The sequence below is a fragment of the Pantoea sp. SGAir0418 genome (assembly GCF_043529865.1).
The window spans coordinates 2,704,393-2,724,201 of the sequence record NZ_CP027911.1 but is presented as its reverse complement, the minus strand read 5'-3'; the positions used below and the strand labels follow the sequence as shown (position 1 = coordinate 2,724,201).

Here is a 19,809-nt window from a genome sequence, read left to right as displayed (position 1 = left end):
GATGTTAAAAACCACACAATCCCGTTTCACCGCGACTTTAGTCGCATTCTTCGTTGTTCTTATGCTGGTCACCGTCCTGGTGATCAACCAGTTCATCGCGCCGCAGCTTAGCCAGAACGAAAGCCGGCTGGTGCGCTATGAGGTGGATGGTCTCGCCGGACGTATCGTCGAGCAGATGAACCGCGTGCAGGCGCAGCAGCGTGCGATTACCGAAGCGGCGGGCGTGATGGACAGCGCCGCCATTGATACGCTGCTGCCGGCGCTGGTTAACCAGTATCAGGACAGCAACGTGTTCGGCGGCGGTATCTGGCCGTTACCCAACCGGCGCGATCCGGCGAAAGAGAAAGATAGCTCGTTCTTTGCGCGTAACGCCAGCAACCAGCTGCAGGTCAACACCTACTGGAACTCCGATGCTGCCGACAAATACTGGGAGCAGCCGTGGTACAAAGATGGCATGGCCGCAGAAAAAGGCCAGTGCGCGTGGGCGAAGGCTTATCAGGATGCCGCCAGCCCGCAGCCGCGCACCAACTGCGCCATGGCGATTTACCGTAACGGCACTGTCTGGGGCGTCTCAACCATTGACGTCACGCTCGGCTTTTTCAACCAGCTGGCGCAGCAGATGGGTGAGGCGATTCATGGCCGCGTACTGATTGTCGAAGCGGACGGCAAAGTGGTCGGTAATGCCGCGCTGCTGGAGGGTACACCGAAGCTGGAAAATCTGGCTGATACCCAGCTGCCAATGGCGGCGGCGCTGAAAGGGCTGCTGGCACAGGCCGGTTCTCAGCCGTCGCAAACCACCTTCAGCGGAGAAGATGGTGAGCACACGCTGTTCCTGCAGGCCATTCCCGGCAGCCCGTGGTATCTGGCCAGCGACGTGCCGTCCGCGCTGCTGGATGCGCAGACGCACAGCATGCTGACCCGTCTCGGCCTGGTCCAGATCCCGCTGGCGATTCTGCTGCTGCTGGTGCTGCTTGGCTTTGTTCGCGCGATGATGAAACGCCTGAATCTGCTGCATCAAAACATCGAAGCGCTGTCGACCGGCGGTGCAGATCTGACGCAGCGTCTGCCGGCCAGCAATAGCCCGGAGTTCAACGCCGTGGCGCAAAGCTTTAACCAGTTCATCGCCCATTTGCAGGGGCTGATGCGCCAGGTGGGCGACAGCGCACTGGCGATTACCGCGGCTTCACGTGAAATCGCCAGCGGCAACGCCGATCTCTCGGCGCGGACGGAATCGCAGGCGAGTTCCATTGTGCAAACCGCCGCGTCGATGGAAGAGCTGACCGGCACGGTGCGTCAGAACGCCGACAACGCCACGCACGCTAACCAGCTGGCAGATGGCGCGTCTCAGGTCGCGGCGCGCGGCAGTGAAGTAGTGCGTCAGGTGGTCAGCACCATGGGTGAAATCCATCACTCCTCGCGTAAGGTGGTGGATATCATCAGCGTCATCGACAGCATCGCTTTCCAGACCAACATTCTGGCGCTCAACGCGGCGGTAGAAGCGGCACGCGCCGGTGAACAGGGACGCGGGTTTGCCGTGGTGGCATCGGAGGTACGCAATCTGGCGCAGCGTTCCGCCAACTCCGCGCGCGAAATCAAGAAGCTGATTGAGGAGTCGGTGGCCAATATCGACACCGGCAGCCAGCTGGTGGAGCAGGCCGGACAAACCATGGACGAGCTGATGCAGGGCGTCAGCAGCGTCACAACGCTGATGAGCGAAATCATGTCCGCCAGCCGCGAGCAGAGCATGGGGATCGAACAGGTGAACGTGGCGATTACCCAGCTCGACGGCAGCACCCAGCAGAACGCGGCGCTGGTGGAGCAGGTCTCGGCAGCGGCGCGCGCCATGGAAGAGCAGAGCGTGCAGCTTGAGCAGGTGGTGCACGGCTTCAAACTGTAATTCATCCCGTCAGAGAGCACAGCGGCGCGTTTTTTGCGCCGCTGTCACGCTTTTTCCCGCCTTTTTCTGCTGAATTATCTGCTGGCTGCTAAGCTTACTGCTTATCGCGCCAGCGCACGGAATGTGCGCGATTTTCTCCGCTGCCGCTTCCGCTATTGTGTACAATAGTGGGGATTTTTCCGAAGGAGTTGTCATGCCCGCCATTGAAGTTATCCTCGTTGACCACCTCGATCGTCCCACCGGCAAGATGGAAAAGCTGGAAGTGCATGAGAAAGGATTGCTGCATCGTGCGGTAACGGTTTACGTGTTCAATTCGCGCCATGAACTGTTGCTGCAGCGCCGGGCGCAAAGCAAGTATCACTGCGGCGGTTTGTGGAGCAATACCTGCTGCAGCCATCCCTACCCGCAGGAGCCGACGCGCGATGCGGCTGAGCGCCGCCTGCGTGAAGAGATGGGACTGGATCTGGCGTTAACGCCGGTGTTTGAACTGAGCTATAACCTGCCGCTCAGCAACGGTCTGATCGAACATGAGTACGGTCACGTGTTTTTCGCCATCAGTGACGAAGTGCCGGTGCTCAACCTTGATGAGGCTGACGACTGGTGTTACCGCTCAGTCGAACAGATTCAGCAGGAGATGCGCGATAATCCGGCAAAATTCACGCCGTGGTTCCTGCACACTTTTCCGCGCATCCCCAACACGCTGGGCGATTTCCGCCTCACCGCCTGAGCCAACGCCTCATCGCTGAGGCGTTATCCGCTTACTGAAAATCTTCCGCATCGACATCATAGCCTGACGGTTCCCAGCGAATCGCCAGCAGCGCCAGTAATCCGGCCAGCGGTGCGAGCAGGATCACCCAGAACACGCCGGTGCCGAACGCCGCCACCAGCAGCGGAAACACAAACAGGGATACCGTCGAACTGGCGCGCATCAGCGTCTGGTTAAAGCCGACGCCCACGCCGCGCAGCGAAGCCGGATAGCTCAGTGAGGCAAACGTCATGGTGTGCGAACCCGGCCCAAACCCCTGACCGAACAGGAACAGCGCCAGCATGGCAATCGCCAGGGCCGCTTCCTCGCCGCCGGCCGGGCGACCAATCAGCGCCAGGCCCAGCAGCGCCGCACACTGGCAGGCGTAACCGGCCACCGACATCTTCCACGCGCCCAGCCGTGGCACCAGCCGCACCGCCAGCAGGCCGCCAACAAAGGCAAACAGCAGGTTAAGCGCCAGCGAGACCAGAATGGTGGTCAGCATCGACTGCGCGAGAAAGCTGGAGATGATCACCGGCAGGCCAAAGGCCACGGCGTTATAGGCGAACGACGAGGCAATCGAGGTTATCGTTGCCAGCAGCGTACGGCGGCGGTAAACGCCCTGCAGCAGCGCGCCGTAGTTGCGCCAGCTGGCTTTACGTACTGGCTGTGCGGCAGTGAGCTCGGCATCCTGCGCGACCTCCGCGTTGATGTTATACGACCGCCGCAGGATTGCCGCTGCACCCTGCAGGTTGCCCTGATTTGCCGCCCAAATCGGTGATTCGCTCATATAACGGCTGCGGATGGCGATGATCAATAGCGCCGGTACCGCGCCAAAGCCGAGGATCAGCCGCCACAGCCAGTCAGTATGGCTCTCAGGCAGCACCGCATACAGCAGCAGCACCAGCAGATAGGAGATGCTGATCGCCGCGTACCAGGTGGGGCACCACATCGCGACGCTGGCGGCCTTATTGCCCTGACCGCGCAGTCGGGAAAACTCCGCCAGAAACGCCATCGCCACCGGCAGATCGATGCCGACGCCGAGCCCCATCACAAAGCGCGCCGCCGCCAGCACGTACTCGTTCGGCGCAAAGGCACAGGCCAGTGCCGCCACCACGAAGAAGAACATATCGGCCATAAAGACCCGATAGCGGCCAATTTTATCGGTGAGATAGCCACCGATCAGCGCACCAACAATCGCGCCAAAGGTGATAGCCGACGCCACCATGCCGGTGCCGGCGGGCGTCAGATTGAATTCGCGCGTGACATCCTTAATACCGAAGGCCAGCGCACCGAGATCGTAGGCATCGAGAAAAACCCCGCCCAGCGCAATGGCGATGACGATGCGCGCATTGCTGCGCGAGGCATTACTGTTGTTGACCAGCCGCGTCACGTCGGCTGCACTGCGAATCCACTGCGTCTCGCCCTGCGGCGTATTCCCTGCCAGCGCCACGTGCGCCGAAGAAGTTAAGTCAGACATGATGTTGTGTGATTTATTGTAAAGAGTGGGGCTATGAGCATAAGCCGCGCCACGGATGTGAAAAATTCTATTTGGTTATAAGTGCAACCAAAGCGTTCTATAAAACCGGCAACGGATAGCAGAAAAAGAACGAATTGCGCCGCTTGACCGCACCCATCCCGTTTCGCCAGGCTACGCTTGATAATCACTGAAAGAAAATAATGCTGAGGAAAGCGCCATGATTAAGCAGGGTTTATTGGGGATGATCGCATTCGCGATGAGTGTCGGGGCCGTGCAGGCAGCGGACCCGGTCAAGGTAGGTTCCAAGATTGATACTGAAGGTTCGCTGCTCGGCAACATCATTCTGCAGGTGCTGAACCAGCATGGGGTAAAAACCGTGAATAAAATCCAGCTCGGTACCACGCAGGTGGTGCGCGGCGCAATTACCGCCGGTGAGCTGGATATCTATCCGGAATATACCGGCAACGGGGCGTTCTTCTTCAATGATGAGAAGGACGCGGCGTGGAAAAACGCGCAGCAGGGCTATGAGAAGGTGAAAAAGCTCGATGCAGAGAAAAATCATCTGGTGTGGCTGACGCCAGCACCGGCCAACAACACCTGGACCATTGCAGTGCGCGGCGATGTTGCGCAGCAGAATAACCTGCAATCCCTCGACGATCTCAGCGCTTACCTGAAAAAAGGCGGCACCTTTAAGCTGGCGGCGTCGGCGGAGTTCATCGAGCGCAGCGATGCGCTGCCAGCGTTTGAGAAAGCCTACAACTTCAAGCTGGGCCAGTCACAGCTGCTGTCGCTGGCTGGCGGGGACACCGCTGTTACTATCAAAGCGGCCGCCCAGCAAACGTCCGGCGTCAATGCGGCGATGGCTTACGGTACCGACGGCCCGGTCGCGGCGCTCGGCCTGCAAACCCTGAGCGACCCGAAGGGCGTACAGCCGATTTACGCGCCCGCGCCGGTGATCCGCGCCAGCGTGCTGCAACAGTACCCGCAGATTGCCGACTGGCTGCAGCCGGTGTTCAGCAAGCTGGATGAGAAAACCCTGCAGCAGCTCAACGCGCAAATCGCCGTTGACGGTCAGGACGCCAGCCAGGTGGCGCAGCAGTGGCTGCAGCAGAATAAGTTGCTGTAAGCGGTGCTGTCACGGATAAACCGACCGCGCCAGCAGCCGGTGCTGCTGGTGCTGACGCTGCTGATTACGCTGGCGCTGGGAGCGCTACCGCTGCTGAGCTACGCGGCTAACCGGCTGGTCTCCGGACAGCCGCTGATGCTTTGGCAGGTAACGGCGGGCTGGCTGCTGCTGCTGCCGCTCTTATGGCTATGGCTGGGATTGTGGTGGCCGCCAGGTCGCGGCGCGGCGCTGGCGCAGCTGCTGGGCGCGGAGCTACTGTTCGCCCTGCTGATTGGCATCGGCGGCCACGCCGCCAGTGAGCTGGCCCGCAGCGGCAGCCCGCTGGCGCGCACCGCGCTGGGCAGCGGCCTCTGGTGTGCGGCAGGATTAGCGCTGCTGCTGGCCGCCGAAGCGATTCGCCAGCTTAGCCAGCAGACGCCGCTGCGTATTCTGCTTAATCTGCAACTATGGCTGCCGCCGCTGATACTGCTGCTGAGTGGTCAGCTGGACGCGCTGTCGCTGCTGAAAGAGTACAGCAATCGCACCGCCGTCTTTAACGCCGCGTTCAGCCAGCATCTGCTGCTGCTGGGCGGCACGCTGCTGCCCACCTTGCTGATTGGTCTGCCGCTGGGACTTGCCATCGCGCGTCGTGCCCGCTGGCAACATGCCGCCTTCAGCGTGCTGAATCTGATCCAGACCGTGCCGTCTGTGGCGCTGTTTGGCCTGCTGATTGCACCGCTGGCCGGACTGGCGGCGCATTTTCCGCAGCTGGCGCGCCTCGGTATCAGCGGGATTGGCGTCGCGCCGGCGCTGATTGCGCTGGTGCTGTATGCACTGCTGCCGCTGGTGCGCAGCGTGGTCGCGGGGCTACAGCAGGTGCCGCAGGAGGTGCGTGAAACCGCGCGCGGCATGGGCATGAGCGGCTGGCAGCAGTTCTGGCACGCCGAGCTGCCGCTGGCGCTGCCGGTGTGGCTCTCCGGACTGCGCGTGGTGGTGGTGCAAACCGTCGGGCTGTCGGTAGTCGCCGCACTGATTGGGGCCGGCGGCTTCGGCGCCATTGTGTTTCAGGGATTGCTGAGTAGCGCGCTGGATCTGGTGCTGCTGGGCGTGATTCCGGTGGTGGCGCTGGCGGTGATATTCGATGCGCTGCTGCGATTGCTGTCGGCGCTGCTGGAGAGAGGACATGATTGAATTTCATCAGGTAAGCAAAGCGTTCGCCGGTAAAGAGGCGATTCGCAACCTTTCGCTGAAGATTGAGAAGGGCAGTTTTACCGTGCTGATTGGCACGTCCGGCTCGGGTAAATCCACCACGCTGAAGATGATTAACCGGCTGGTTGAGCATGACAGCGGCGAAATCCGTTTTGCCGGTGAGCCGATCGAGCAGATGGATGCGCGCGCGCTGCGGCGGCGCATTGGCTATGCCATTCAGTCCATCGGCCTGTTTCCACACTGGAATGTGGCCAAAAATATCGCCACCGTGCCGTCGCTGCTCGGCTGGCCGCGGGAAAAAATTGCCGCACGGGTTGAGGAGCTGCTGGCGCTGCTCAATCTCGACAGTCAGCTGGCGTCGCGCTATCCGCACCAGCTCTCCGGCGGTCAGCAGCAGCGTGTTGGCGTGGCGCGCGCGCTGGCGGCCGATCCGGAACTGCTGCTGATGGATGAACCGTTCGGCGCGCTCGATCCGGTCAACCGGCAGGCGCTGCAGCAGGAGATGCTGCGCATTCAGCAGCTGTCGGGGCGCACCGTGGTGCTGGTGACGCACGATATCGACGAAGCGTTAACTCTCGCCGATCAGCTGGTGCTGATGGACGGCGGAGAGATTGTGCAGCAGGGACGGCCGATTGACCTGCTGACGCAGCCTGCCAGTGATTTCGCGCGCCAGTTCTTTGGCCGCAGCGAGCTGGGCGTGCGTCTGCTGGCGCTGGGGCGGGCCGGCAGTGCGGCACGACGCGGTGAGTGGCTGGAGGCGGAACCGATCGCCGCCGGGCTGACGCTGCGCGAGGCGCTGTCGCAGTTTATTGCGCGCCGCACCGACAAATTACCGGTTGTCGATCAGCATCAGCAGCCGCTGGGCGTGCTGCACTTTAGCGATTTGCTGCGACAGCAGGAGGCGGGCTGATGCGAGTGCTGCGCGATCCGCTCTACTGGCTGCTGGGGATATTTCTGCTGTTGCTGTGGGGGTTACCGCACAGTGCGCCGCTGTTTGCGCACTGGTTTCCACAGCTGGAGCGTCCGCTGTACCAGCAGGAGAGTTTCTGGCAGCTGGCGCTGGCCCATCTGCTGCTGGTGATCAGCGGCAGCGCGCTGGCAATAGTGGTGGGCGTTGGCTGTGCGGTCTTCGCTACCCGTCACGGCGGCAGGGCGTTCCGCCCGCTGCTGGAGACGCTGGCGGCTGCCGGCCAGACCTTTCCACCGGTGGCGGTGCTGGCGATTGCCGTGCCGGTCATGGGCTTTGGCGCTGCGCCGGCGGTGATGGCGCTGTTTCTGTATGGGCTGTTGCCGATTCTGCAAGGCACGCTGGCGGGACTGGACAGCGTTCCGGCCAGCAGCCGTGAGATCGCCGTCGGTCTGGGAATGGGGCCGTGGCGGCGTCTGTGGCAGATAGAGCTGGCGCTGGCGGCACCGGTGATTATGGCAGGCGTGCGCACCTCTGTGATGATCAACATCGGCACCGCGACCATCGCCTCAACCGTCGGGGCGGAGAGTCTGGGTTCGCCGGTGATTATCGGTCTGAGCGGCTTCAATACCGCTTATGTGATTCAGGGCGCGCTGCTGGTGGCGCTGCTGGCGCTGATCTGCGACCGGCTGCTGGAGCGGTTGCAGCACGCACTCAGTGGGTATGCAGAATAAGGCTGTAGCCAACCAGCATCATGCCGCCCATGCCGCCAATCGCCATGATGGCAAACAGGGTGCCAATGAGAATTTTATTCCAGTTCATAGGTAAACCTGAGAAAAGTCATGAAGTGCGGCATGATAACGCGCACATGCGGTAAGGCAAAGGCCGCATGTGCGATTTTTCAGGTGGGTTCGTGGACGTGAATCGAGAAGCCCTGAGCCTGCCAGTGTTCGAACTGCTCCAGCTGGCGGCGCGTCGGCTTTTTACCGGTCCAGATAAACAGATGCTGGCCGGGAAACAGCTCCGGACGCGGCATATCCAGTGGTTCTGCCAGCACATCAATGCGCCAGCCCTGCTGCGCTAAGCGCCAGGCTTCCAGCCAGATGCGGGTGCGATCTTCTACGCCCCAGCCAATCATTAAGGCATCTTTGCCGGCTTTTTTACGCGCGCCTGCCAGACAGAACGCGACATAATCAATCAGCGCGCCGTCCAAGAGACTGCACATGGTGCGGGCGGTATTTTGATCCAGCCCGAGACGCTGGCGTACCGGTACAAAAACGTGGTCAATCAGCGCATCGACCGGGTGTTCACGGCCAATGGTGGCGATTTTGGTGCGCAGTTTGGAGGCGCGTACGTGGCGCAGCACGCTCATCAGCTCTTCCTGCAGCGCCGTCCAGCCGTCATGCACGTTGAAGGTCTCTCCTTCAAGCAGGGCTTTGACTTTGCCAACAGGCACACCGCTCTCTATCCAGCGTTTGATCTCTTCGATCCGCTGAACATCTTCATCATCAAATTGTCGATGACCACCCTCAGTGCGCTGCGGCTTTAACAATCCATAACGACGCTGCCAGGCGCGCAGGGTTACCGGGTTAATTCCACAGCGCTCGGCAACATCACCGATACTGTATAAGGCCATGGCATCCTCTAAAATTCTGACCTGCATAACAACACCTTAACCGCCAGAGTGAGCTTGTACAATGATTATTTTATTGTACAACTTGACCCACTGCACGATTTCGGGCTTTATCTCTTATGTGAGATTAATTTCCCGAAAATGAGAGGTTAAAGATGTCTGCTCTAAATACGGAAGATCGGCTTGCGGCACGTCTGGCGGAATTACGCCTGCAGCGCGGCTGGTCGCTGGATGAACTGGCTCTGGCAACCGGCATTAGCCGGGCATCATTGTCGCGCATTGAGCGCGCCGAGACCAGCCCTACCGCCGCTTTGCTTAATCGCTTGTGCGTGGCCTACGGTTTAACCATGTCGCGACTGCTCAGCGAAGTAGAAGAAGAAGCGGCGCTGCTGCTGAAAGCGGAGCAGCAGCCGGTCTGGCAGGACACGCTCAGCGGCTTCCAGCGGCGCAACGTCTCGCCGCCGGCCAGTCAGTTTAAAGCGGAGCTGGTGGAGGGCGTGCTGCGTCCGGGCGCGCGCATTGATTATGATGCGCCGCCGGTACAGGGTCTGGAACAGCATATCTGGCTGCAGTCGGGCGAGCTGACCATCACCATGGAGACGCAGAGCTGGACGCTACAGGCCGGCGATTGCCTGCGCTTCCACCTCAGCGGACGTTCCTCTTTTCAGGCGCATGCCGAAGGCGGCGCGCGCTACATTCTGGTGGTGTGTAAACCATGATTGAAATCGACTCTCTCAGCGCCACCCAGGCGCAGGCGCAGCTGGCATCACTGTGTGAGGTGCTGCACGGCTGCGTGGCAGACGGTGCCAGCGTCGGCTTCATTGACGCAGACGATCGCGCAGTGATGGCGCGTTTCTGGCAGGACAAAATTTACAGCCTGGCGAGCGGCGATAACCAGCTGCTGGTGGCTTGGCAAGCGGGCGAGATAGTGGCCACGGTGATGCTGGGCTTCAGCAGTATGCCCAACGGCCGCCATCGCGCGGAGATCAGCAAGCTACTGGTGCATCCGCGTGCGCGACGTCAGGGCATTGCGCGCCGTCTGATGTTACGTGCCGAGCAGCTGGCGCAGCAGCTGGGAAAAACGCTGCTGGTGCTGGATACGCGCAGCGGCGATGTTGCCAGCGCGCTCTATCTGTCGCTCGGCTGGCAGGTGGCGGGTTCGATTCCGTGCTATGCCGAATCCACGGCCGGCGAGCTGGATGCCACTACGGTGATGTATAAGCGGCTGACGTAAGCGTTCTGGTACTGTTACCGGACGCCGCCTCTCCCTTGTCCACAGGCTGCCTCTTCCTTGTCCGCAGGCTGCGTCTCCCTCTCCCGGTGGGTGTACAGTCCGGGGACATGGCAGACAGGTGTTCGGGGACATAGTGAACACTTTTTAACATCCTTTACCCATGGTGATCGACTTTTTCTTCAGGTCGATCACCCCCACTTTTGTGCTGTACCACCACACCTCGTAATAACCGTCTTCCCCCGTCTCCTTCAGCCCCACACGCTCTCCCCTGAACGCCTTGCCCGCCTTCAGGCTGAGTCCTTTTACGCTCAGCTTCCCGCTGATATCCACCTTCCTGACCATCACGCCCTCGTCGTATTCCGGTGGCGCTACGCGCCCGCTGTACTGCCGCGATGAGGGCTGATAGCGCGACGCCGGCACCGCCATCTCCAGCGCCTCATGCGGGCGCTCGAGATTGTAGACCGTCCGCCAGTGGTCGAAGGCGCGCTGCAGCTCACCGCTGTCCGCGAACCACTTCCCCTGCAGCACTTCCGCCTTCAGGCTGCGGTGAAAGCGCTCCAGCTTGCCCTGCGTCTGCGGATGATACGGCCGCGAGTGTCCCACCCGGATGCCGTGGCGCATCAGCCACAGCTCCACTGCCGTCCAGGTGCCGGTGGTGTCGCCCCACGGCGAGCCGTTGTCCATCGTCATCCGGTCCGGCAGGCCGTAGCGCTCAAAGACGCTGACCAGCTGCTCCTGTACCGTCTCACGCCGTTCGTCGGCGCAGTGTACCAGGCACAGCGAGAACCGGGAGTGGTCGTCCAGCAGGGTAAGCGGGTGGCAGCGGCCGCCGCCAAAGGGAAAGTGGCCCTTAAAATCCATCTGCCAGAGCCGGTTCGGGGCCGTATGCTCAAACCGGCCGGTGGCCGGGACGTCCGGCGCTGCGCCCGGCAGCAGGCCGTGGCGGGCCATCAGGTTGTGGACGGTGCTGAAGGCCGGCATGCGGTGCCCGCGGTCTTCGAGCCAGCGCTTAATCTTGCGGGCCCCCCAGTGCTGATGAAGCTCGTGCGCCATACGCAGAAGGTCAGTGATGTCGTCAGATGAGCGGCTGGGTGAGTGACGGGGCGCGCGGGAGCGGTCCTGAAGGCCGGACGGTCCTTCCTCCTCCCAGCGGCGAAGCCACTTGTAGCCGGTGGCGGGAGATATGCCGTAGCGGCGGCACAGCTCGCGGATGTTCGCCCCGTCTTGCGAGGCGAACAGAACAAACTCAGTACGTAATGACATGGTATCTCTCGCATCCCAGGGCATAAGCGACTCCATAAACGGGTTCTTATGCCTAAGTTGTAAGTGTCTACCATGTCCCCGAACAAGTGTTCACGATGTCCCCGGACTGTACAGTGGGAGAGGGCCGGGGTGAGGGCATCAGCGTGCACATTCTCATCCCGTGCCAGCAGAAACCCGGTCACGCGCACCAAATCAGTGCGCCGCCGCCGCATCGCTCAACCCCAGCGCCTGCATAAACAGCCGGATGATCGGATTTATTTTCCGGCCTTTCTTCATTACCAGACAAAATGCGGTTTCGCGCCGCAGCGTGTCATCGCCCAGCTCACACAGTTGTCCGCGGGCAATAAACGGAGCGGCATAATGTTCCGGTAAATATCCAATAAAGTGACCGGTTAAAATCAGCATGGCCACCGATTCCACCTGCACCGCCTGCACACCGCTCTCCTGCACCGGAATCAGGCGGCGTTCATCGCGCGGAGTAACATATAAATGATTAATAATTTTCTGCTGACGTAATACATCCACCGAAATATTTTTATCGCAAGATCCGCAATAGAGAGGATGTGACGCAGCGCAATATAATTTTGCGTATTCTTTATAAAGTTCGAAGTAATCAAACTCATTTTTCATTTCATACACGGGCGCAATGCCGCAATGAAAACGCCCTTCGCTTATGCCGCGTTCAATATCATCCAGCTGTGCGGTCTGCAGACGAATCTGCACCTTTGGCGCTTTCTGGTGCAACTGTTGCACCGCACTGGTGACCGGCGAGTGCGGATCGCTAATGGTGTTATCCACCACGCAAATTGCGATGTCGCCCAGCAGCTCGTTGCGACTATTGTGCAGCCGCTCGCGAAACAGGTTGAGCGATACGAACAGCTCCAGCGTGGCCTGATAAACATTGATGCCGTACTGCGTCAGCTCAAAACCTTCACGGCCGCGGCTGCACAGCGTCATGCCCAGCCGAATCTCCAGGTCAGAAACCTGTTTACTGATCGCCGCCAGGCCAATATTTAATTCGTGACTGGCGGCGGTTAATCCGCCGGCTTCCACCACGCATTTAAATACCCGCAGCAATTTTAAGTCGATATTACTCAGCGCCAGAACCGCATTATCACCGCGATTATTCGCATTGTTTCCAGACTGGGAAACTTTACTTTCCATTTTTGCTATTCAACTCCGGAATAATTGCGGTGAAAGTACAGTGAATCTGAAATACCACCTATTTGCCAGCGTGGCAATAAAATAAGTTTTTATTATCGCTGCCGGCTGAATCCAAACTTTTTCATATTGCTGCGGCTGATTTGTGAGGGAAATAGCATGTCTGAGAATGCCGAACTGTTATGGGGCGCACGTTTTAAAGCGGCTCCGGCAGCCAGTTTAACCGCGCTGTCGCGTAGCCCGGATTATTACTTTGCGCTGGCGCCGTACGACCTCGCCGGTTGCCGCGCCCATGCGCGCGAGCTGGCGCGTGCCGGGCTATTGAGTGCTGACGAGCTGGATACCATGCTGGCGGCGATTGACGCGCTGGACGCCGATTATCGCGCTGGCCAGCTGCAGCCGATTGCCGCCGATGAAGACGTGCATACTTTCATCGAACGCGCGCTGACAGAACGCCTCGGCGCGCTGGGCGGCAAGCTGCGTGCCGGCCGTTCACGCAACGATCAGACCGTCAACGATCTGCGTCTCTACCTGCGGGATAACGGCCGCAAGCTGGTGAGCGCGCTGTTGCAGCTGCAGCAGGCGCTGGTGACGCAGGCCGCACAACACACCGACAGCGTCGCGCCCGGCTTCACCCATCTGCAACAGGCGCAGCCGATTGTGTTTGGCCATCAGCTGCTGGCGCATGCCCAATCCTTCGCGCGTGACATTGAGCGTATGCAGGACTGGGATCGCCGCAGCGCGCGCTGTCCGCTGGGCGCGGCGGCGATGGCCGGTTCGGCGATTGCGCGTCAGCCAGAGCTGGCCGCCGCCGATCTCGCTTATCTGGCACCGTGCGAAAACTCGATCGATGCAGTCGCCAGCCGCGACTACGCCGCGGAATTCCTGTTCGTCACCAGCATGATCGGCATCAACCTGTCCCGGCTGTGTGAAGAGGTGTGCCTGTGGGCGTCACGGCAGTTCAGCTGGGTGGAGCTGCACGACAGTTATGCCACCGGCAGTTCGATCATGCCGCAGAAGAAAAATCCGGACATTGCAGAGCTGACGCGCGGCCGCAGCGGCCGGCTGGTCGGTAACCTGATGGCGCTGCTGACCACCATGAAAGCCATGCCGCTCTCTTACAACCGCGATCTCAGTGACGACAAACGTAACGTGATTGATGCGGTCGACACGCTGCTGATGGTGCTGCCTGCCATGGCCGGCATGATGGCGACGCTGAAATTCAATACTGCGGTGATGCGCGGGCAGGCGCCGGATGGCTTTACGCTGGCGACCGAAGTGGCCGACTGGCTGGCAATGCGCGGCGTGCCATTCCGCGAGGCGCACGAGATTACCGGCCAGCTGGTGCAGCTGTGTGAACGCGAAAACTGCGGCCTGGCCGATCTTAGCGATGCGCAGCTGCACGGCGTCGATGCACGGCTCACGCCCGAGGTGCGTCAGGCATTAACGCTGGAAGCGGCGCTGGCAGCCCGCAGCGGCTACGGCGGCACCGCACCGGCACGGGTGCGCGAGCAGCTGGCCCGTCTGCAAACCCTGATGCAGGACCAGCAGCGCTGGGCCGATGATTACGCCGGACCGCGCGCCTGAGGAGAGCCTATGTCACACACCACACCGGTTGAACCGTCGGTCAACAATGGCCGCGTCCAGCCCCATTACGATCTCGATCGCTATCAGGTGGTGCCGCGCCGCTATTATGGCCGCATCACCGCATCGGCAGTGATCCTCGTGCTGCTGGCGCTGCTGGTTAACGCCTTTGCGCACGGCAATATTGAGTGGTCATTCGTCGGCCAGTTCTTTACCGCGCAGGCAATCCTTAACGGCGTGGTTAACACGCTGATTATGTCGGTGATGGCGATGGCGCTGGGCATCCTGTTTGGCGTCATCACCGCCATCATGTACATGTCGCCCAATCCGGTGCTGCACTATATCGCGGTGGGCTATGCGTGGATCTTTCGCGGCACGCCGCTGATTCTGCAACTGCTGCTGTGGTTCAACCTGGCGCTGGTGTTTCCCACCATCAGCATTCCCGGTCTGTTCAGCGTGCAAACCGTCACGGTGATGACGCCGTTTCTCGCCGCGCTGCTCGGCCTGAGCATCAATCAGGGCGCGTACACCTCAGAAGTGGTGCGCGCCGGGCTGTTATCGGTGGATACCGGTCAGTATGAAGCCGCCAAAGCCATCGGCATGCCACGTTTGCAGGCGCTGCAGCGCATCATTCTGCCGCAGGCGATGCGGGTGATTCTGCCGCCGGTCGGCAATGAGTTCATCAGCATGATCAAAACCACCAGTCTGGCCAGCATGATTCAGTACTCCGAGCTGCTGTACAACGCACAAACCATCTACTTCGCCAACGCGCGCGTGATGGAGCTGCTGTTTGTGGCGGGCATCTGGTACCTGATTATCGTGACGCTGCTGTCGTTCGGGCAGAGCCAGCTGGAACGCTACTTCTCACGCGGCCATCGTCGTCGCCAGTAACCGGGAGTGAGAGATGAGAAACATCGTGCGCGCCGTCAAGGTGAACAAATATTTCGATCAGTTCCACGCGCTGAAGGACGTCAGCCTGGAAGTGAACTACGGCGAGGTGATGTGCATTCTCGGCCCGTCGGGTTCCGGTAAAAGTACCTTTCTGCGCTGTATCAACCAGCTGGAGAAAGTGGATCAGGGCGGCATCTGGGTCGACAACGAGCTGGCGGGCTATCGCATTGCCGGCAACAAGCTGCATCCGCTGAGTGACAAACAGATTGCGCGCCAGCGGCTGCAGACCGGCATGGTATTTCAGCGCTTCAACCTGTTTCCGCACAAGACCGCGCTGGAGAACATCATTGAGGGGCCGTGTCGCGTGCTGCTGCGCCCGAAACGCGAGGCCAGCGAAGAGGCGATGGCGCTGCTGGATCGCGTCGGACTGGCGCACAAAGCGCACGACTATCCGCAGTCGCTTTCCGGCGGGCAGCAGCAGCGTGTGGCGATTGCCCGCGCGCTGGCGATGAAACCCAAACTGATGCTGTTTGACGAACCGACCTCGGCGCTCGATCCGGAGATGGTCGGTGAAGTGCTGGCGGTAATGCGCCAGCTGGCAAAAGAAGGCACCACCATGCTGGTGGTGACCCACGAAATGGGCTTTGCGCGTGAGGTCGCCAACCAGGTGGTGTTTATGGATGAGGGACGCATTATTGAGCAGGGCGCACCGGAAGAGATTCTGCTGAACCCGCAAAACCCACGGATGAAAAACTTTATCAACGCGATTCTTCTTTAACGTGACCGGGGTGAATAGATGAAAAAATTGTTATTGAGTGCCATCAGTGCCGCGCTGCTGCTGCAATCCTCTGCCTGGGCGGAGATTGCCGTACCGGCCAGTATCAAAGAGAAAGGGCTGACCGTCGCCATCATGCCGAACTACCCGCCGATGGATTTTAAAGATCCGGCCACCAATCAGCTGAGCGGCGTCGATTATGAGCTGGGCCAGGCAATTGGCGAGAAGCTCGGCGTGAAGGTTAACTGGCAGGAGATCGCGTTTGAACAGATGGTCAACGCGGTGGTGACCAAACGCGTCGATCTGGTGATGTCCGGCATGACCGACACCAAAGAGCGGCAGAAGGTGGTTAACTTTATCGACTACTTCAAAACCGGCCCGCAGTTCTACACCCTGGCGGCGCGTAGCGACATCAACAGCGCCACCGATCTGTGCGGCAAAAAAGTAGGTACCAGCCGCCGCACCACCTTCCCGCAGGAGATTGCGACCTGGTCAAAAGCGCACTGCGAAGCGGCCGGTAAACCCGCGATTATCGTGGTGGGCGCGGAAGGCACCGCCGATGCGCGCACGCAGCTGCGTCAGCGTCGTCTGGATGGCGCGGTACAGGGCAGCGAAACCCTGCCGTACATCATGAACCTGGAAAAAGGCACCTTTAAGCCGCTGGATAAAGCCTTCTCCTTCCAGTACACCGGCATGGCGCTGGGTAAAGATGCCGGTGAGCTGACCACGGCGATTCAGGCAGCTATCAATGCCATGATTGCCGATGGCAGCTACCAGAAAATCCTCAGCAAATGGGGCCTGAGCGACAACGGCATTGCCGAAGCCACGGTAAATCAGGGCTAAGGAGCGGGCGTATGCAACAACCGGGCGCAGTGCGCTGGCCGCAGGGCAAGCGTGGCTGTATGGCGCTGGCGTTTGATCTTGATGGTCCCACTGGCGATGCCATGCTCAATGGCAGCCTGTGGTCAACACCAGAGTATTTCACCTTTGGCGCCTACGGGCCGTTTCGCGCGCTCGGTCGGCTGCTGGATCTGCTGCGCGCCTTTCAACTGCCGGCCACGTTTTTTGTCCCGGCGTGGGTGGTGGAGCAGTGGCCGCGGCAGTGCCAGGCGATTATCGAACAGGGCCACGAAGTGGCCTATCACGGTTATCGCCACGAATCGTTCTGGGCGATTACGCCAGATGAACAGCGCGCCGTGATGGCGCGCTCTGCCGCCATCTTTCAGCAACATCTTGGTATCCGCGCTTGCGGTTTCCGCACTCCTTCCGGCGACTGGCACGCCGAAACGCCGCAGATTCTGCGGGAAGCCGGGGTGATTTACTCCAGCAGCATGCGTGGTGACGATCGGCCGTACAGCATTGCCGTCGCCGGGCATACGCCGCTGGTGGAGATTCCCGGCAAATGGGAGATGGATGATTACGCCTCGCTGGCCTACACGCGCCAGCCGGATTTTCCACAGGGCGGCGATCGCATCGCCAGCTATGCGCACACCGGTGATAACTGGCAGCGCGAATTTGACGGCGCGATGGCCGAAGGACTGTGCCTGACCACGCTGTTCCACCCGAAAATATCCGGGCAGCCCGGCCGTTTGCTGTTGCTGGAGCAGCTGTTTGCCCACATGACGGCGCGCGACGATGTGTGGTTTGCGCGCTGTGATGCGGTGGCCGCGTGGTATTTGCAGGAGCAGCAACATGACTGAACATTCACGCTGGCCGTCGGGCAAACAATCGGCGGCCATCATTACCATCGACTATCACGATATTCACGGCATCCTGACGCAGGCGCCTGCGGTCGCCGGGCGCGATAAAACCCTGTCGGTGTGGCGCTATGGCACGCTGCGCGGCGTTGATCGTCTGCTGGATCTGCTGGCGGAGAAACAGCTGCTGGCCAGCTGGTGCTTGCCGGCCATCGTCGCCGAAGAGCAGCCGCAGGTGCTGCAGCGTATTGTCGCCGCCGGGCATGAGATCGCCTGCAGCGGTGAGCGACACGAAGACTTCTCGGCGCTGACGCTGGCGCAGCAGATTGCCAGCGTAAAGCGCGGCTGCGAGCGGCTGGCGCAGCTGACCGGCCAGCCGATTGCAGGGTTTCGCACGCCGGCCGGCCAGTGGAAACCGGGCCTTGCTGCGGCGCTGGCAACGCACGGCATCCGCTGGTCCTCCAGCTGGCGCGGTGATGACTTACCCTATTTTCACCCCGGCACCCGACTGGTGGAGCTGCCCATGCACTACACGCTGGAGGATGCGCCCTATTTTGCCTTCAACCTCAGCCCGGCGATTCCGCCCGGACAGTCGCGCATCGCGCCCTATGGCGAAACGCTGGCTAACCTGACGCAGGATTTCCACGGTTTTCACCGTTTCGGCCTGTGCTACCTGTTGCGGCTGCACCCGGAAATTATCGGCACCGCCGGACGCATTGGCCTGCTGCGTCAGCTGCTGGAGACGCTGCAGCAGCATGACGTGTGGATCGCTACTGCCGGCCAGGTGGCCGCGCACTGGCAGACGCAGCCGGATAATGATGCCGATCATCCGGCAGAGGTGTTTGCCCGGCTCAGCGGAGGCGAACATGGACACCACGCTTGATCGGCTGGCGGACTTCATCGCGGCCACCCGCTTTGCCCAGCTGCCGGAACCGCTGGTAGCGCAGGCGAAGCGCCATCTGCTGGATACGCTCGGCGCGGCGCTGGCGGGCTGTGACAGCCCGATCTGGCGCGAATGCCGGGCGCTGGTGGCCGAAGAGGGCGGCAGCGCCGTGGCGCAGCTGTGGGGCTGTGCGCAGCAAGCTTCCCCGCGCCAGGCGGCGTGGCTCAACGGCGTGGCGGCGCACATGTATGAACTGGACGACACCGGCGGCTGCGATCACTCCGGTGCCGTGGTGTTACCGGCGCTGCTGGCGGCACTGCCGCTGGCGACGCAGCCGGTCGACGGCCGGGGGTTTCTCACCGCGATGGTCGTCGGTTATGACATCGGCCGCCGCGTGCTGGAAGCCTGCGGGGGGTATGCGGCGCACAACGGTGCGGGCTGGCACTCAACTGCCAGCTGTGGCGTTTTTGGCGCGGCGGCCGCCGTCAGTTGTTTACTGCGGCTGTCGGCCGCGCAGTGTGCCTCAGCGCTGGGCATCGCTGCCAGCTTCAGTGGTGGCCTGTGGGGCTTTATTCATGATGGCTCACACACCAAAAAGCTGCACGCGGCGCGCGCGGCGGAAGGGGGCGTACAGGCGGCGCTGCTGGCACAGCGCGGCATCAGCGGACCGGCCGCGGTATTTGAGGCGCGCTGGGGCGGCTTTCTGCAAACGCTGGCCGGTGAAACGCAACAGCCCGCCGCGCTCACGGCCCAACTGGGCGAGGTGTGGAAACTGGCGCGCTGTTCCATCAAGCCGTACGCCGCCTGTCGCGGTACGCATGCGGCGATCGATGCGCTGGGTCTGCTGCTTGAGCAGCATGCGGTGGCGACCGGGGACATCGCGCGCATTGTGGTCGGGCTCAATCCGTTCCTGCTGGAGATGTGCGGCACGCGTGAGCTCACCAGCCTCGCCGCCGCGCAAATGAGCCTGCCGTATGCGCTGACGGCGCGAGCGCTGTTCGGCTCTGCGGAGCTGGCGAGTTATGACGACAGCCGTCGCCTGAGTGCGGAAGCTGCCGCGCTGATGGCGCGTATTGAGCTGGAGATTGACCACCAGCAGGGGCGCGATGATGAGCCGTGGGTCCGGCTGGAAACGGTGCAGGGCCAGCAGTGGCAGCAGCACGTCGCGGTGCCGTCCGGATCGCCGGCGAATCCGCTGAGCGACGCGGCGCTGCACGCCAAATACCGCAGCCTCGCCGCGCGCGTCTTGCCGGCGGCACAGGTGCAGCAGCTGGAAACGCTGTGTCTGACGCTGGATAACGTGGCGGATGTGCGGCAAGTCGCGGCGATGCTGGCGACCAGGTAA

Annotated in this window: 19 protein-coding genes; 15 read left to right on the top strand and 4 right to left on the bottom strand. The window is 61.2% G+C overall.

Annotated elements, in window-relative coordinates:
* The first annotated feature begins 1 nt into the window (after position 1).
* Together C1N84_RS12670 and idi are read left to right on the top strand one after the other, a co-directional pair.
* Complete coding sequence (locus C1N84_RS12670) at positions 2–1,897, top strand: methyl-accepting chemotaxis protein (RefSeq protein ID WP_058769488.1); 1,896 nt, start codon at positions 2–4, stop codon at positions 1,895–1,897.
* Between the two features lie 193 nt (positions 1,898–2,090).
* Positions 2,091–2,624, top strand: a complete 534-nt coding sequence (idi, locus tag C1N84_RS12665; protein WP_058757829.1) for an isopentenyl-diphosphate Delta-isomerase — start codon at positions 2,091–2,093, stop codon at positions 2,622–2,624.
* A gap of 31 nt (positions 2,625–2,655) precedes the next feature.
* Here the strand turns inward: idi and C1N84_RS12660 are convergent, their stop codons facing one another.
* Positions 2,656–4,122 (bottom strand): MFS transporter, encoded by a 1,467-nt coding sequence (locus C1N84_RS12660; RefSeq protein ID WP_021508460.1) that lies wholly within the window; start codon positions 4,120–4,122, stop codon positions 2,656–2,658.
* A gap of 217 nt (positions 4,123–4,339) precedes the next feature.
* Between C1N84_RS12660 and C1N84_RS12655 the strand changes: the two genes are divergently transcribed.
* Genes C1N84_RS12655 through C1N84_RS12640 form a run of 4 tightly spaced genes read left to right on the top strand, consistent with a single transcriptional unit; the run spans position 4,340 to position 8,077 of the window.
* The gene (locus C1N84_RS12655) at positions 4,340–5,248 is read left to right on the top strand and encodes a glycine betaine ABC transporter substrate-binding protein OsmF (protein WP_058780854.1); all 909 of its coding nucleotides are present in this window, start codon (positions 4,340–4,342) and stop codon (positions 5,246–5,248) included.
* A gap of 3 nt (positions 5,249–5,251) precedes the next feature.
* Positions 5,252–6,418 carry an ABC transporter permease gene (locus C1N84_RS12650; RefSeq protein ID WP_264441495.1) on the top strand — a complete coding sequence of 389 codons (1,167 nt, stop codon included), beginning with the start codon at positions 5,252–5,254 and terminating at the stop codon, positions 6,416–6,418.
* Positions 6,411–7,346 carry an ABC transporter ATP-binding protein gene (locus tag C1N84_RS12645; protein ID WP_021508457.1) on the top strand — a complete coding sequence of 312 codons (936 nt, stop codon included), beginning with the start codon at positions 6,411–6,413 and terminating at the stop codon, positions 7,344–7,346. The genes C1N84_RS12650 and C1N84_RS12645 overlap by 8 nt, the downstream gene beginning before the upstream one ends.
* Positions 7,346–8,077 carry an ABC transporter permease gene (locus C1N84_RS12640; protein WP_021508456.1) on the top strand — a complete coding sequence of 244 codons (732 nt, stop codon included), beginning with the start codon at positions 7,346–7,348 and terminating at the stop codon, positions 8,075–8,077. The genes C1N84_RS12645 and C1N84_RS12640 overlap by 1 nt, the downstream gene beginning before the upstream one ends.
* A 167-nt stretch (positions 8,078–8,244) precedes the next feature.
* Here C1N84_RS12640 and C1N84_RS12635 read toward each other — a convergent pair whose 3' ends face one another.
* The gene (locus C1N84_RS12635) at positions 8,245–8,979 is read right to left on the bottom strand and encodes a MerR family transcriptional regulator (protein ID WP_031279872.1); all 735 of its coding nucleotides are present in this window, start codon (positions 8,977–8,979) and stop codon (positions 8,245–8,247) included.
* 152 nt (positions 8,980–9,131) lie between these two features.
* Between C1N84_RS12635 and C1N84_RS12630 the strand changes: the two genes are divergently transcribed.
* Both C1N84_RS12630 and C1N84_RS12625 read left to right on the top strand, forming a co-directional pair.
* Complete coding sequence (locus C1N84_RS12630; protein WP_058775322.1) at positions 9,132–9,695, top strand: helix-turn-helix domain-containing protein; 564 nt, start codon at positions 9,132–9,134, stop codon at positions 9,693–9,695.
* Positions 9,692–10,210, top strand: a complete 519-nt coding sequence (locus C1N84_RS12625) for a GNAT family N-acetyltransferase (RefSeq protein WP_264441494.1) — start codon at positions 9,692–9,694, stop codon at positions 10,208–10,210. Before C1N84_RS12630 ends, C1N84_RS12625 begins: the two co-directional genes overlap by 4 nt.
* A gap of 144 nt (positions 10,211–10,354) precedes the next feature.
* Here the strand turns inward: C1N84_RS12625 and C1N84_RS12620 are convergent, their stop codons facing one another.
* On the bottom strand, positions 10,355–11,509 hold the full coding sequence (locus C1N84_RS12620) for an IS481 family transposase (RefSeq protein WP_264441493.1): 1,155 nt from the start codon (positions 11,507–11,509) through the stop codon (positions 10,355–10,357).
* A 156-nt stretch (positions 11,510–11,665) separates the two neighbouring features.
* Positions 11,666–12,637 (bottom strand): LysR family transcriptional regulator, encoded by a 972-nt coding sequence (locus C1N84_RS12615; protein WP_021508451.1) that lies wholly within the window; start codon positions 12,635–12,637, stop codon positions 11,666–11,668.
* A gap of 156 nt (positions 12,638–12,793) precedes the next feature.
* Between C1N84_RS12615 and argH the strand changes: the two genes are divergently transcribed.
* Genes argH through C1N84_RS12580 form a run of 7 tightly spaced genes read left to right on the top strand, consistent with a single transcriptional unit; the run spans position 12,794 to position 19,809 of the window.
* Positions 12,794–14,221, top strand: a complete 1,428-nt coding sequence (gene argH, locus C1N84_RS12610; protein WP_264441492.1) for an argininosuccinate lyase — start codon at positions 12,794–12,796, stop codon at positions 14,219–14,221.
* 9 nt (positions 14,222–14,230) lie between these two features.
* Positions 14,231–15,109 carry an amino acid ABC transporter permease gene (locus C1N84_RS12605; protein WP_264441491.1) on the top strand — a complete coding sequence of 293 codons (879 nt, stop codon included), beginning with the start codon at positions 14,231–14,233 and terminating at the stop codon, positions 15,107–15,109.
* Between the two features lie 13 nt (positions 15,110–15,122).
* On the top strand, positions 15,123–15,887 hold the full coding sequence (locus tag C1N84_RS12600; RefSeq protein ID WP_021508448.1) for an amino acid ABC transporter ATP-binding protein: 765 nt from the start codon (positions 15,123–15,125) through the stop codon (positions 15,885–15,887).
* Positions 15,888–15,905: 18 nt separating this feature from the next.
* A complete protein-coding gene (locus tag C1N84_RS12595) occupies positions 15,906–16,727 on the top strand; it encodes an ABC transporter substrate-binding protein (RefSeq protein WP_021508447.1) in 822 nt (273 codons plus the stop codon).
* An 11-nt stretch (positions 16,728–16,738) separates the two neighbouring features.
* Positions 16,739–17,584: a polysaccharide deacetylase family protein gene (locus C1N84_RS12590; protein ID WP_021508446.1), complete on the top strand. Its 846-nt coding sequence runs from the start codon at positions 16,739–16,741 to the stop codon at positions 17,582–17,584.
* Positions 17,577–18,464, top strand: a complete 888-nt coding sequence (locus C1N84_RS12585) for a polysaccharide deacetylase family protein (protein WP_264441490.1) — start codon at positions 17,577–17,579, stop codon at positions 18,462–18,464. The genes C1N84_RS12590 and C1N84_RS12585 overlap by 8 nt, the downstream gene beginning before the upstream one ends.
* The gene (locus C1N84_RS12580; RefSeq protein ID WP_264441489.1) at positions 18,448–19,809 is read left to right on the top strand and encodes an MmgE/PrpD family protein; all 1,362 of its coding nucleotides are present in this window, start codon (positions 18,448–18,450) and stop codon (positions 19,807–19,809) included. Before C1N84_RS12585 ends, C1N84_RS12580 begins: the two co-directional genes overlap by 17 nt.

What these genes read in the sequence shown, in the direction of transcription:
- C1N84_RS12625 (WP_264441494.1), top strand. Translation starts at nt 9,692, where the DNA reads ATGATTGAAATCGACTCTCTCAGCGCCACCCAGGCGCAGGCGCAGCTG.
- C1N84_RS12645 (WP_021508457.1), top strand. Translation starts at nt 6,411, where the DNA reads ATGATTGAATTTCATCAGGTAAGCAAAGCGTTCGCCGGTAAAGAGGCG.
- argH (WP_264441492.1), top strand. Translation starts at nt 12,794, where the DNA reads ATGTCTGAGAATGCCGAACTGTTATGGGGCGCACGTTTTAAAGCGGCT.
- C1N84_RS12615 (WP_021508451.1), bottom strand. Translation starts at nt 12,637, where the DNA reads ATGGAAAGTAAAGTTTCCCAGTCTGGAAACAATGCGAATAATCGCGGT.
- C1N84_RS12635 (WP_031279872.1), bottom strand. Translation starts at nt 8,979, where the DNA reads ATGGCCTTATACAGTATCGGTGATGTTGCCGAGCGCTGTGGAATTAAC.
- C1N84_RS12670 (WP_058769488.1), top strand. Translation starts at nt 2, where the DNA reads ATGTTAAAAACCACACAATCCCGTTTCACCGCGACTTTAGTCGCATTC.
- C1N84_RS12595 (WP_021508447.1), top strand. Translation starts at nt 15,906, where the DNA reads ATGAAAAAATTGTTATTGAGTGCCATCAGTGCCGCGCTGCTGCTGCAA.
- C1N84_RS12600 (WP_021508448.1), top strand. Translation starts at nt 15,123, where the DNA reads ATGAGAAACATCGTGCGCGCCGTCAAGGTGAACAAATATTTCGATCAG.
- idi (WP_058757829.1), top strand. Translation starts at nt 2,091, where the DNA reads ATGCCCGCCATTGAAGTTATCCTCGTTGACCACCTCGATCGTCCCACC.
- C1N84_RS12640 (WP_021508456.1), top strand. Translation starts at nt 7,346, where the DNA reads ATGCGAGTGCTGCGCGATCCGCTCTACTGGCTGCTGGGGATATTTCTG.
- C1N84_RS12590 (WP_021508446.1), top strand. Translation starts at nt 16,739, where the DNA reads ATGCAACAACCGGGCGCAGTGCGCTGGCCGCAGGGCAAGCGTGGCTGT.
- C1N84_RS12660 (WP_021508460.1), bottom strand. Translation starts at nt 4,122, where the DNA reads ATGTCTGACTTAACTTCTTCGGCGCACGTGGCGCTGGCAGGGAATACG.
- C1N84_RS12630 (WP_058775322.1), top strand. Translation starts at nt 9,132, where the DNA reads ATGTCTGCTCTAAATACGGAAGATCGGCTTGCGGCACGTCTGGCGGAA.
- C1N84_RS12605 (WP_264441491.1), top strand. Translation starts at nt 14,231, where the DNA reads ATGTCACACACCACACCGGTTGAACCGTCGGTCAACAATGGCCGCGTC.
- C1N84_RS12655 (WP_058780854.1), top strand. Translation starts at nt 4,340, where the DNA reads ATGATTAAGCAGGGTTTATTGGGGATGATCGCATTCGCGATGAGTGTC.
- C1N84_RS12580 (WP_264441489.1), top strand. Translation starts at nt 18,448, where the DNA reads ATGGACACCACGCTTGATCGGCTGGCGGACTTCATCGCGGCCACCCGC.
- C1N84_RS12585 (WP_264441490.1), top strand. Translation starts at nt 17,577, where the DNA reads ATGACTGAACATTCACGCTGGCCGTCGGGCAAACAATCGGCGGCCATC.
- C1N84_RS12620 (WP_264441493.1), bottom strand. Translation starts at nt 11,509, where the DNA reads ATGGAGTCGCTTATGCCCTGGGATGCGAGAGATACCATGTCATTACGT.